We start from the raw sequence: 10,672 nt of genomic DNA on the forward strand, positions 1-10,672 counted from the left end.
AAAGTCACAAATCGGACAGCCGGACGTGAATGTGCGCGCGCGCCCCTTGCCCTGCCGCATGGGAAAGCTCATCTTTGACGGTATGACGACGCCAGACGATCCCGTGCGCCTGAAGGGCAAGATCCTCATCGCCATGCCGGGGATGGGAGACCCGCGCTTCGACAAGAGCGTGGTGTTCATCTGTGATCACAGCGAAGCCGGTGCAATGGGGCTGATCGTGAACAAGACGGCGCCGGATCTGTCGCTCGGCGAACTGCTGGATCAGCTCTCCATCAACGGCGACCGTTTCGACACCGCGCAGACCGTCCATTTCGGCGGCCCGGTGGAGACGAACCGGGGCTTTGTGCTGCATTCCCCGGACTACTACCGCAAGGGCTCCACGCTGCGCGTGAATGCCCTGGCCAGCATGACGGCCTCGCTCGAAGTCCTGCAGGACACCGCCGAGGGCGCCGGCCCGAAAAGCTTCTTCCTCGCGCTCGGCTATTCCGGCTGGGGTGGTGGGCAGCTTGAGGACGAGATCGGCCAGAACGGCTGGCTCACCGGCGAAGCCTCCGACGAGATCCTGTTTTCCAGAGAGAATGAAGGCAAGTGGACGCAGGCCCTGAAGGGCATGGGTGTGGATCCGCTGCTGCTGTCGGCCGCCGCGGGCCACGCCTGAGGTGCGGCCGGGGCGACGACGGCCCGGCCAACCGTTCCAGCGGGTGTCAGCGCGGCGCGGCGGCGCGGCGCAGCCTGTCGTTGATGGCCCGCCCCAGCCCCGTCTCCGGGATCGGAGACACGGCGATGGCCGTGGCCTCTGCGCGGTCCAGCGCGTGGAGCATGTCGAACAGGTTGGCGGCGGCTTCCAGAAGATCCCCGGCCGGCGATAGGTTGGCTTCGGCGCCCGGGGCCTCTCCGAATCCCAGAAGCACTTCGCCCTCCCGCTTGTCGGTGGCGTTCAGCCGCACCGGTGCGCCCGGCGCATAGTGCGAAGCCAGCTGCCCCGGCGAGGAGGGGGCATCAGGGCTGCTGCCCCCGATCAGGAGCGGTGCACCGGTGGCGGCCTCCAGCGCCTCCACCGGCAGGCCGCCGGGGCGCAGCAGAACCGGGGCGTCCCCATCGAACCCGACGATGGTGCTCTCGACGCCCACGCCGCAGGCGCCGCCGTCGAGTATCGCGTCGATGCGCCCATCGAGCCCCGCGGCCACATGGGCGGCGCGGGTGGGGCTGATCTTGCCGGAAGGATTGGCCGAAGGAGCCGCGATGGGGCAGCCCGCGGCCTCGAACAGCTTCTGCGCCAGCGGGGCATCGGGCACCCGCAGCCCCACCGTGGGCAGGCCGGCGGACACCAGCCGGGAGAGCCCCGCGCCCGGTTTCATCGGCACCACCAGCGTCAGCGGTCCGGGCCAGAAGGCCTGCGCCAGCCGCAGCGCCGCCGGCGGAAACTCCGCCAGCGCCTGCGCGGCCTCCAGCGAGGCCACGTGCACGATCAGCGGGTTGAACTGCGGCCGGCCCTTGGCCTCGTAGATGCGCGCCACGGGGGTGTCGTTGCGCGCGTCCGCCCCCAGCCCGTAGACCGTCTCCGTCGGGAAGGCCACGAGCCCGCCGGCGCGCAGGATCTCCCCGGCGCGCTGGACGCCACTTTCCGAGGCGGAAAGATGTTCGGTGTTTTGGGTCATGATCTCTGACGCTGCGTTCTGGTTGCCGCCTGTGGGCCGTTGCTTAGGGTGTTCGCTGAACAAGAGTGATTAGCGCCGGATTCCGCCGATTCCAAGCGCTGTAAGGGAGAAGGTCATGCCGTATCGCGCGCCCGTCGAGGAATTTCGCTTCATTTTCGAAGAAATCGTCGGCCTGAACGAGGTGGTTTCCACGGAGCGTTTCGCGGAAGCCACCAGCGATGTCACCCAGGCGGTGCTCGCCGAAGCCGGGAAGATGTGCGAGGAGGTGATCGCGCCCGTCAACCGCAACGGTGATCTGCACCCGGCCCGGCTGGAGAACGGCGTCGTGCGCTCCTCCCCCGGTTTCGCCGAGGCCTACGAGGCGATCCGCGAAGGGGGCTGGGTCGGTCTGGCGGCCGATCCCGCCTATGGCGGCATGGGGCTCCCCTTCTCCGTCGGCACCGCCGTGAACGACATGATGGCCTCCGCCTGCATGGCGCTGCAACTGAACCCGCTGCTCTCCCAGGGCCAGATCGAAGCACTGGAGAACCACGCCTCCGACGAGTTGAAGGCGCTCTACCTGCCCAAGCTGAACGCCGGCATCTGGAGCGGCACGATGAACCTGACCGAGCCGCAGGCCGGCTCCGACGTGGGCGCGCTGCGCACCAAGGCCGAGCCCAACGGCGACGGCACCTATGCGATCACGGGGCAGAAGATCTTCATCACCTGGGGCGACAGCGACCTGCATGAGAACACCGTGCACCTCGTGCTTGCGCGCCTGCCCGACGGCGTGCCCGGCACCAAGGGCATCAGCCTCTTCCTCGTGCCCAAGAAACTGCCCGATGCAGAGGGCAACCCGGGCGTGGCCAACAGCCTTCGGGTGGTCTCGCTGGAGCACAAGATGGGTATCCACGGCTCTCCCACCGCGGTGATGGAGTTCGACGGCGCCACGGGCTGGCTCGTGGGCGAGGAACACGGCGGCATGAAGGCCATGTTCACGATGATGAACAACGCCCGCGTCGGCGTGGCCGCGCAGGGCGTGGCCATGGCCGAAGCCGCCTACCAGCACGCGCTGGCCTACGCGATGGACCGCAAGCAGGGCAAGACCCCGGTGAAGGGCGGCTCCGGCGCCATCGTGGAGCACGCCGACGTGCGCCGGATGCTGGCCACGATGAAGGCCGAGATCTTCGCCGCCCGCGCCATCACCCTGGCCTGTGCCGTGGCGATCGACATGCAGCACGCCACCGGTTCGGCCGATTGGGCCGCGCGTGCCGCCTTCCTGACGCCGATCTCCAAGGCCTATGGCACGGACGTGGGCAATGCCGTCGCCTACGAGGGCGTGCAGATCCACGGCGGCATGGGCTTCATCGAGGAAACCGGCGCGGCGCAATACGCCCGCGATGCCCGCATCACGCCGATCTACGAGGGCACCAACGGCATCCAGGCGATGGATCTCGTCGCCCGGAAGCTGATGGACGGCGGCGAGGCCGCCTTCCGCCTGCTCGAAGAGGTCGAGACCCACGCCGAAGCCTGCCGGGCGCAGTTTCCCGATCTGGCCGGCGCCGTCTGGGCGGCCGCGGAATCGCTGCGGGAAACGACGGAATGGCTGCTCGGGCGCGAGGATCTGAACGATCGTTTCGCCGGCTGCGTGCCCTACCTGCGGGCCTTCGCCCGCGTGCTCGGTGCCCACTACCACCTGAAGGCCGCGCAGGCCGAGGGCGGCACCGGCGCGCGCAGCCGGCTCGCGACCTTCTACATCAAGCGCCTTCTGCCCGAACACGCGGCCCTTCTGGCCCATGTCCAGGAAGGCGCCGAAGGGCTCTACGCGATCACCGACGCCGATCTCGCCGCATGAGCGGCGCGGCCGCGCGGCAGGGGATCGGATACCCGATCGAAGAGCCGCCGGCCTTCGGCGCGGCCGTGCCGATCGCCGAGGGCGTTCTCTGGATCCGGCTGAGCCTGCCGATGGCGCTGGATCACGTGAACGTCTACGCGCTGGATGACGGCGACGGCTGGACGGTGATCGACACCGGCCTCGATACCCGCAGGACCCGCGGCCAGTGGCAGGCGGTGCTGGAGGGGCCGATGGCGGGCAAACCCGTCCGGCGGCTGGTGCTGACCCACTACCACCCCGATCACGTAGGCCTTGCCGCCTGGTTCCAGCAGGAACACGGGGTCGAGCTGCTCGCCACGCGCACCACCTATCTCTATGCCCGGATGCTCACGCTCGACGTGCAGGAGCGCCCCACCGACGAGCAGCTTGCCTTCTGGCGTTCGGCCGGGATGGACAAGGCCATCTACGAGGCCCGCAAGGCCGAGCGCCCGTTCAACTTCGCCGATGGCGTGGGCGTTCTGCGGCTCGGCTACAGGCGCATCCGGCAGGACGACGTGCTCACCATGGGCGGGCGGCGCTGGGCGGTGCACATCGGCCACGGCCACGCCCCCGAACACGCCACCTTCTGGAGCCTCGACGATGATCTCGTGATCGCGGGCGATCAGATCATCTCGTCGATCTCGCCCAACATCGGCCTCTACCCGACCGAGCCCGAGGCCGATCCGGTGGCGGAGTGGGACGAAAGCTGCCGCCGCCTGGCCGCCTTGGCGCGCCCGGAGCATCTTGTGCTTGCAGGCCACAAGCGCCCCTTCACCGGCCTGCCGCTGCGGATGCGACAGCTGATCGAGAATCACGAGGGCGCCCTGCGCCGGCTGCGGCGCCACCTTGCCGAGCCGCGCACCGCCGGGGAGTGCTTCGCCCCGATGTTCAAGCGCGAGATCGGCCCGTCGGAATACGGGCTCGCCCTTGCCGAGACCATGGCCCATGTGGTTCACCTGTGGCATCGGGGCGAGGTCACGCGCCGACGCCGGGAGGATGGCGCCTGGCTCTGGCAACTGAAGGGCTGAGCCGCGCCCCCAGAGGGCCGCGCGCAAGGGGAGGAACCCGCATGGAAGACGATATCCGCACCACCGCCGAGGCCGCCGAGGGCGCCGTGCTGCCGCGCGCCCACGCGGTGCACACCGATCCCGCCGCCCGCGCGGCCGAGCAGCGTCCGCTGCCGCCCCGGGTGGCGCAGAAGCCGGTGGAGCAGAAAAGCCCGGCGGAATGGGCCTACGAGCGGCTGATCCTCTACATCCGCAACTTCGAAGAGCAACTCGACAACGCGCACGAGGTGGCCATGGGCATGACGGGCGGCAATGCCGGCGTGCTGCGCATCGAAGGACTGGGGTATTTCGATCCCGATATCGTCACCTTCTACGGTACCGATCCCTCGGGGGCGAAAACCCAGCTGATCCAGCATGTCAGCCAGCTGAGCGTGATGCTGCGCGCCCTGCCGCGAGCGAACCCGGAGGCCGACGCGCCGCCGCAACGCATCGGCTTCCGGCTGGCGCAGGATCTGGAGGGCGAATAGCCGCAATCCGCCCCCGTGACAGGGCGCCGAAAATCGGCTAGCACTGCGCTCAAACGCTGACCAAGCAACGAACAAGGGACTGCCGGACATGGCCGACTACAAACCGGGTGAAATGGACATCACCGTTCAAGAGAAAACCTTCGCGGGCTTCATCAAGTTCGTGACCTGGGGGGCAGGCATCGCCATCGGCGTTCTGATCTTCCTGGCGATCTTCAACAGCTGAGCCGACGCAGGCCCCGGGCGGGGTTCACTGGGAGGAAGCCTATGAACCTCGATCGACGGACCCTCATCGCCGGCCTCGCGGCCAGCACGGTTCTCACCGGCTGTTCCGGCAAGGAAGTCGGGGCGTCCGACGAGGCCATCGCGGCGGTGGCCTACCGCGATCCGGGCCCGACCCGGATCACGCTCTACACCATGGTGAGCACCCAGAACGACGAAGGCCTGCACTCGGGCCTTCTGATCTCCGCCTCCCAGCAGGTGCTCTTCGATCCCGCCGGCAGCTGGTATCACCAGTCGCTGCCCGAACGCGGCGACGTCATCTTCGGCATGATCCCGCAGGCGGTGGAGTTCTACGAGGATTTCCACGCCCGCGAGACGGTGAAAGTCACCATTCAGGAAGTCGAGGTTTCGCCGGAAGTGGCGGAGATGGCCCTGGCCCTGGCGCGGGCGAACGGCCCCGTCGGGCCCTCGTTCTGCGCCAGCTCGATCAGCAACCTTCTGTCGCAGGTGCCCGGCTTCGAAGCGGTGAAGCCGACGATGTTCCCCAAGAAACTGCGCGAATACTTCGCCCAGGTGCCGGGCGTGAAGACCCGCGTGCGCTGGGATGTCGATCCCGACACGCACAAGGAGCTTCTGGGCCGCCAGGGCGATCTCTAGCCCGCGGTTTCGGGCGCTCAGGCCAGAACGTTCAGCAACACGAACAGCGTGCCGGCGCCGGCGAAGATGGCGGCGAGCAGGTTTTTCGTCAGGTATCCCACCACGAGCGTCACCGCGGCGGCGGCCAGCCGGGCCGGGTCCGTCTCGCCGCCCGTGGCCGGGGGCCAGACGACCAGCGGCGCCACGAGGCCCGGCAACACGGCCACTGGAGTATAGCGCAGCAGGCGCAGCAGCCAGTCGGGCAGTTGCCGGCCGCCGATCAGACCGATGAAGGAGAAGCGGATCAGGAAGGTGCCGATCCCCGTCAGCACGATGATGAGCCAGATCGTCGTGTCGCTCATGTCCAGATCCCCCGGCGCTGCATCCAGAGTTCCACCTGCGCACCCACGGCCATGGCCGCCACCGCCGCCGCCAGCAGGCCGAGGTTGTAGGGCAGGGCCGAAAGCGCAAGCGCCAGCACGATGGAGGTGAGCGCAGCGGCCACGTGGGCCAGCGTGCGCAGCATCGGCGCGACCACCGCCAGGAAGGTGATGGGCACAGCGAAATCCAGCGCGTATTCCGGCGGGATGCTGGCGCCGATCAAGGCGCCTGCGAGGGTGAACCCATACCAGAAGGGGCATACGAAGGTGATCGCCCCGAAGAAGAAGGCGATCTTGGCCGCCACGGGCTCCTGCGGCCGTTCCTCGTAATCGACCATCGAGACGGCATAGGCCTGATCCACCAGGAAATAGGCCACCAGGGCCCGCTGCCAGAACGGCGCGGTGCCGATATGGGGCGCCAGCGAAGCGGAATACATCGCCATGCGCAGGTTCACCGCCAGCGCCGTGCCGATGATCACCAGCGTCGGCGCGTTTTCCGTCATCAGCTGGACGGCGGCGAACTGCGAGGCCCCGGCGATCACCAGAAAGGAAAAGCCCAGCACCTGCGCCACGTTCAGCCCGGCCTCGCTCGCCACGACCCCGAACAGCGTTGCGAAGGGCACGATGACGATGAGGAAGGGAAGGCCCTGCCGCAGGCCGCGCAGGTAGGCCGATTTGATGGTGGAGGCAGGCATGATATCTCCCTAAGGTGAGCCTTGAAGCCGCATAGGCGTTTCGGGAGGGAGTTGCAATTGGCGAGGCTGGAAACCGTTGAAGGCTATCGGATCGCGCCGGACCCGGCCCGTCCGGGGCTGACCCGCGCCGTCTCGGGGTTGGATCAGGCGGGGCAGCCGATCGAGATTTCCGTGGTGGAGGAGCGCCCGCTGACGATCTACCTGAACCGGCAGGAGATCGTGACGGCGATGACGATCGGGGATTACCCGGAGTATCTGGCCCTCGGCTTCCTGCGCAACCAGGGCATGCTGCGCCCGGACGAGGAGATCGTGGCCGTGGATTTCGACGAGGAAGTCGAGACCGTGGTCGTGCGCACCGCGCGGGAAACGGACTACGAAGAGAAGCTCCAGAAGAAGACCCGCACCAGCGGCTGCGCCGTGGGCACCGTCTTCGGTGACATGATGGAAGGGCTCGAAGGGCTCAACCTGCCGCGGACGCAGGTCCGGACATCGTGGCTCTATGCGCTGTCGTCCCGGATCAACCGCACGCCGAGCCTCTACCTTGAAGCCGGCGCCATCCACGGCACGGTGCTCTGCCGCGCGGATGAGCCGCTCGTCTACATGGAGGACGTGGGCCGCCACAACGCGGTGGACAAGATCGCGGGCTGGATGATGGCGGAGTCCGAGCCGGCCGAAGACAAGATTCTCTACACCACCGGCCGGCTGACCTCGGAAATGGTGATCAAATGCGCCCAGATGGGCATTCCCGTGCTGGTGTCGCGCTCCGGTTTCACCGCCTGGGGGGTGGAGATCGCCCGGCAGGTGGGGCTCACCGTGATCGGGCGGCTGCGCGGGCAGCGGTTCGTCTGCCTCGCCGGGGAGGAGCGGCTCCTGTGGGATGCCGATCCCACGGCGGTGCCGCCGGAGGAAAAGAAGCATCGCCGGAAATCCGCGCAATGAGATCTGGAACGAATGGCGGAGGCCAGCATGCTGCGTGAACCTCTGGGCGTGATCCTGGCCGGGGGCAAGGCCACCCGGATGGGCGGCGGCGACAAGGGCCTGCTCGAAATCGGCGGCGTCTCCCTGCTTGAGCGGGTGATCGGGCGCATCGGTCCGCAGGTGGGCGGCCTTGCGCTGAACGCCAACGGGGATCCGGGCCGCTTCGCCGCCTTCGGCCTGCCCGTGCTCGCCGATGGCATCGCCGGCTATCCCGGCCCGCTGGCCGGGGTTCTGGCCGGCCTGGACTGGGCCGCCGCGCAGGGCGCCGATCACCTTGTCAGCGTTGCCGCGGACACGCCCTTCTTTCCCGAGGATCTGGTGCCGCGCCTGCTTCTGGCGGCGGAAACCGCCGGCAAGCCGATCGCCCTTGCCGCCACGCCGCGGCCCGACGGCGGTGAATGGCGGCACCCGACGTTCGGCCTTTGGCCCGTCGCCCTGCGCCACGATCTGCGCGAGGCCCTTGAAGGGGGGCTGCGCAAGGTCGTGCACTGGACGGACCGCCACGGCACCGCCACCGCGCGGTTCCCGGCGCAGCCTTATGATCCGTTCTTCAACGTCAATACGCCCGAGGATCTGGAAACCGCACGGGCGATGGCCGCCGGGGAGGTCGCATGAGAGTCTTTGGTGTCGTCGGCTGGAAGAATGCAGGCAAGACGGGGCTGATGGAGCGGCTGGTGGCCGAGATCACCGGCCGCGGCTTCAGCGTTTCCACGCTGAAGCACGCCCACCACAGCTTCGACGTGGACCAGCCCGGCAAGGACAGCTACCGCCACCGCCAAGCCGGCGCGCGGGAGGTGTTGCTGGCGTCGGGCAGCCGCTGGGCGCTGATGCACGAGTTGCGGGGCGCGCCCGAGCCCGCGCTTGCCGAACAGCTGGCGCGGCTGGCGCCAGTGGATCTGGTGCTGGTGGAAGGCTACAAGCGCGACGGGCACCCGAAGGTGGAGGCCTTCCGGGCCGAGGCCGGGAATCCGCTGATTGCGCCGGAGGATCCCACGGTGCGCGCGGTGGCGGCCGACAGCCCGGTGCCGGTGTCGGACCGTCCCGTCTTCGATCTGGACGACACCGCCGCGATCGCCGATTTCATCCTTTCCGAAGTGGGGCTGGTGCAGACCCCGGCCACGGACGCTCCGGCCCCTGCGATCACGCCACCACGCCGCCTGAAGAACGATTGCTTCGCCCTGCCGCCGGGGGTGGACTGGACCCCGGTGGACGAGGCGCTGTCCCGTCTCCGCGAGGGGCTTGCCTGTGTCGTGCCCGCCGAAACCCTGCCGCTTTCCGAGGCGGCCGGGCGCATCCTTGCCGCGCCGGCGATGGCCGCGCGGGCCAACCCGCCGGCCGCCAACTGCGCGGTAGACGGCTACGGGATCCGCGCGGCGGACGTGCCGGGCGAGGGGCCTTTCGCCCTGCCGCTCGCCCCGGGCCGCGCCGCCGCTGGCGCGCCCTACGCCGGGGCCCTGCCGGCGGGTCAGGCTCTGCGCATCCTCACCGGGGCGCTGGTGCCGCCGGGCGTCGATACCGTGGTGATGGACGAAGACGTGACGGTGGACACCGGGCACATCGCCTTTGCCGGCCCGGTGAAGGCCGGGGCGAACCTGCGCAGGGCTGGGGAGGACGTGGCGGAGGGCGCCGAGGCGCTGGCCGGCGGCCGCCGGCTCGGTCCGCCGGAACTGGCGCTGCTGGCGGCGGTCGGGGTGACATCGGTGCAGGCCTTCCGGCCCCTGCGGGTGGGCGTGCTCTCCACGGGGGACGAGTTGGCGCCCAGCGGCAGCACGATGGATCCGGCCCGCACTTTCGACGCAAACCGCCCCATGCTGCTGGACCTGGCCCGGCGCTGGGGGCACCAGCCGGTGGACCTGGGCCACGTGGCCGATGATCGGGCGGCCTTGAGGGCCCGGCTCATCCGCGCCGCGCAGGAGGCCGACGTGATCCTGACAAGCGGCGGCGCTTCGGCGGGAGACGAAGATCACGTTTCAGCGCTTCTGACGGAAGAGGGCGCGATGCAGAGCTGGCGCATCGCGTTGAAGCCGGGCCGCCCGCTGGCGCTGGCCCTGTGGGAGGGCGTTCCGGTGTTCGGCCTGCCCGGCAACCCGGTGGCGGCTTTCGTCTGCACCCTGATCTTCGCGCGGCCTGCTTTCTCCGTCCTTGCGGGTGGGGCATGGCTGGAGCCCACGGGCTTTGCCGTTCCGGCGGCGTTCTCCAAGCGCAAGAAGGCGGGGCGCCGCGAATATCTGCGCGCGCGGCTGAACGACGAGGGCAAAGCGGAGGTTTTTGCCTCGGAAGGCTCGGGGCGGATCTCGGGGCTCTCCTGGGCGGAGGGGCTCGTGGAACTGGAAGACGGCGCGCGGGAGATCGCGCCGGGGGATCCGGTGCGCTTCCTGCCCTACGGAAGCTTCGGGCTGGGGTGAAGGCAAAATTGCCGGAGCCGAGGGTTGGCCCGGACCGCGGGCGGGGGGCTGAAAGCCCCCGCCCATGGGGGCGGTCGGGGGCGGCCCGGCGTGCCGCCGGGCGGTGCCTCGACGCGGTGGCGGCTAGGTCGTGGACTCATAATGTCTGATCCAGAGCCTTGAGCAAGCGAGGTGAAGTGCGGCGAGGAAGTTTGCTGCGGTTTTGAAGTATCGCGTTGCGATGCCGCGGAAGTGTTTGAGACGATTGAAGAACCGTTCGACCTTGTTGCGTTCGCGGTAGAGGTCTCGGTCGACGGTCCTGACCACGCGGACGTT

Annotated in this window: 13 protein-coding genes; 9 read left to right on the forward strand and 4 right to left on the reverse strand. The window is 69.0% G+C overall.

The window, feature by feature from the left end; genetic code table 11:
* The first annotated feature begins 58 nt into the window (after window positions 1-58).
* Entirely contained in the window at window positions 59-658 is a 600-nt protein-coding gene (locus PSA7680_RS16650) for a YqgE/AlgH family protein (protein WP_245824713.1), read from the forward strand.
* A gap of 46 nt (window positions 659-704) precedes the next feature.
* On the opposite strand, the gene PSA7680_RS16655 is transcribed toward PSA7680_RS16650, so the two are convergent.
* On the reverse strand, window positions 705-1,658 hold the full coding sequence (locus PSA7680_RS16655) for an L-threonylcarbamoyladenylate synthase (protein ID WP_085869815.1): 954 nt from the start codon (window positions 1,656-1,658) through the stop codon (window positions 705-707).
* Between the two features lie 115 nt (window positions 1,659-1,773).
* On the opposite strand from PSA7680_RS16655, the gene PSA7680_RS16660 reads away from it, so the two are divergent.
* The 5 genes from PSA7680_RS16660 to PSA7680_RS16680 all read left to right on the forward strand — a co-directional run bounded on the left by PSA7680_RS16660 (window position 1,774) and on the right by PSA7680_RS16680 (window position 5,920).
* Window positions 1,774-3,492, forward strand: coding sequence for an acyl-CoA dehydrogenase (locus PSA7680_RS16660; RefSeq protein ID WP_085869816.1), 1,719 nt, complete (start codon window positions 1,774-1,776; stop codon window positions 3,490-3,492).
* Window positions 3,489-4,538 carry an MBL fold metallo-hydrolase gene (locus PSA7680_RS16665; RefSeq protein ID WP_085869817.1) on the forward strand — a complete coding sequence of 350 codons (1,050 nt, stop codon included), beginning with the start codon at window positions 3,489-3,491 and terminating at the stop codon, window positions 4,536-4,538. The genes PSA7680_RS16660 and PSA7680_RS16665 overlap by 4 nt, the downstream gene beginning before the upstream one ends.
* A 41-nt stretch (window positions 4,539-4,579) precedes the next feature.
* Complete coding sequence (locus PSA7680_RS16670) at window positions 4,580-5,044, forward strand: DUF6173 family protein (protein ID WP_085869818.1); 465 nt, start codon at window positions 4,580-4,582, stop codon at window positions 5,042-5,044.
* A gap of 88 nt (window positions 5,045-5,132) precedes the next feature.
* Window positions 5,133-5,267, forward strand: coding sequence for an aa3-type cytochrome c oxidase subunit IV (locus tag PSA7680_RS16675; RefSeq protein WP_085869819.1), 135 nt, complete (start codon window positions 5,133-5,135; stop codon window positions 5,265-5,267).
* Window positions 5,268-5,308: 41 nt separating this feature from the next.
* Window positions 5,309-5,920, forward strand: coding sequence for a hypothetical protein (locus PSA7680_RS16680; protein ID WP_085869820.1), 612 nt, complete (start codon window positions 5,309-5,311; stop codon window positions 5,918-5,920).
* 17 nt (window positions 5,921-5,937) lie between these two features.
* On the opposite strand, the gene PSA7680_RS16685 is transcribed toward PSA7680_RS16680, so the two are convergent.
* Both PSA7680_RS16685 and PSA7680_RS16690 read right to left on the reverse strand, forming a co-directional pair.
* On the reverse strand, window positions 5,938-6,261 hold the full coding sequence (locus PSA7680_RS16685) for an AzlD domain-containing protein (RefSeq protein ID WP_085869821.1): 324 nt from the start codon (window positions 6,259-6,261) through the stop codon (window positions 5,938-5,940).
* Window positions 6,258-6,974 (reverse strand): AzlC family ABC transporter permease, encoded by a 717-nt coding sequence (locus tag PSA7680_RS16690; RefSeq protein ID WP_085869822.1) that lies wholly within the window; start codon window positions 6,972-6,974, stop codon window positions 6,258-6,260. The genes PSA7680_RS16685 and PSA7680_RS16690 overlap by 4 nt, the downstream gene beginning before the upstream one ends.
* A 51-nt stretch (window positions 6,975-7,025) precedes the next feature.
* Here PSA7680_RS16690 and PSA7680_RS16695 point away from each other — a divergent pair, with 51 nt between their 5' ends.
* Genes PSA7680_RS16695 through PSA7680_RS16705 form a run of 3 tightly spaced genes read left to right on the forward strand, consistent with a single transcriptional unit; the run spans window position 7,026 to window position 10,357 of the window.
* Complete coding sequence (locus PSA7680_RS16695; protein WP_139838704.1) at window positions 7,026-7,913, forward strand: formate dehydrogenase accessory sulfurtransferase FdhD; 888 nt, start codon at window positions 7,026-7,028, stop codon at window positions 7,911-7,913.
* Between the two features lie 30 nt (window positions 7,914-7,943).
* Window positions 7,944-8,567 carry a molybdenum cofactor guanylyltransferase MobA gene (gene mobA, locus PSA7680_RS16700; protein WP_085869827.1) on the forward strand — a complete coding sequence of 208 codons (624 nt, stop codon included), beginning with the start codon at window positions 7,944-7,946 and terminating at the stop codon, window positions 8,565-8,567.
* Entirely contained in the window at window positions 8,564-10,357 is a 1,794-nt protein-coding gene (locus PSA7680_RS16705) for a bifunctional molybdopterin-guanine dinucleotide biosynthesis adaptor protein MobB/molybdopterin molybdotransferase MoeA (protein WP_085869824.1), read from the forward strand. The genes mobA and PSA7680_RS16705 overlap by 4 nt, the downstream gene beginning before the upstream one ends.
* A gap of 123 nt (window positions 10,358-10,480) precedes the next feature.
* On the opposite strand, the gene PSA7680_RS16710 is transcribed toward PSA7680_RS16705, so the two are convergent.
* Window positions 10,481-10,672 (reverse strand): transposase (locus PSA7680_RS16710; protein ID WP_217808310.1); only part of this gene is annotated, 192 nt, incomplete at its 5' end.

The organism is Pseudoruegeria aquimaris (genome assembly GCF_900172235.1).
Taxonomy (GTDB): domain Bacteria; phylum Pseudomonadota; class Alphaproteobacteria; order Rhodobacterales; family Rhodobacteraceae; genus Pseudoruegeria; species Pseudoruegeria aquimaris.

Bases quoted from the DNA above. Each gene is read 5' to 3' on its own strand.
- PSA7680_RS16650 (WP_245824713.1), top strand. From the start codon at position 59: ATGGGAAAGCTCATCTTTGACGGTATGACGACGCCAGACGATCCCGTG.
- PSA7680_RS16655 (WP_085869815.1), bottom strand. From the start codon at position 1,658: ATGACCCAAAACACCGAACATCTTTCCGCCTCGGAAAGTGGCGTCCAG.
- PSA7680_RS16660 (WP_085869816.1), top strand. From the start codon at position 1,774: ATGCCGTATCGCGCGCCCGTCGAGGAATTTCGCTTCATTTTCGAAGAA.
- PSA7680_RS16665 (WP_085869817.1), top strand. From the start codon at position 3,489: ATGAGCGGCGCGGCCGCGCGGCAGGGGATCGGATACCCGATCGAAGAG.
- PSA7680_RS16670 (WP_085869818.1), top strand. From the start codon at position 4,580: ATGGAAGACGATATCCGCACCACCGCCGAGGCCGCCGAGGGCGCCGTG.
- PSA7680_RS16675 (WP_085869819.1), top strand. From the start codon at position 5,133: ATGGCCGACTACAAACCGGGTGAAATGGACATCACCGTTCAAGAGAAA.
- PSA7680_RS16680 (WP_085869820.1), top strand. From the start codon at position 5,309: ATGAACCTCGATCGACGGACCCTCATCGCCGGCCTCGCGGCCAGCACG.
- PSA7680_RS16685 (WP_085869821.1), bottom strand. From the start codon at position 6,261: ATGAGCGACACGACGATCTGGCTCATCATCGTGCTGACGGGGATCGGC.
- PSA7680_RS16690 (WP_085869822.1), bottom strand. From the start codon at position 6,974: ATGCCTGCCTCCACCATCAAATCGGCCTACCTGCGCGGCCTGCGGCAG.
- PSA7680_RS16705 (WP_085869824.1), top strand. From the start codon at position 8,564: ATGAGAGTCTTTGGTGTCGTCGGCTGGAAGAATGCAGGCAAGACGGGG.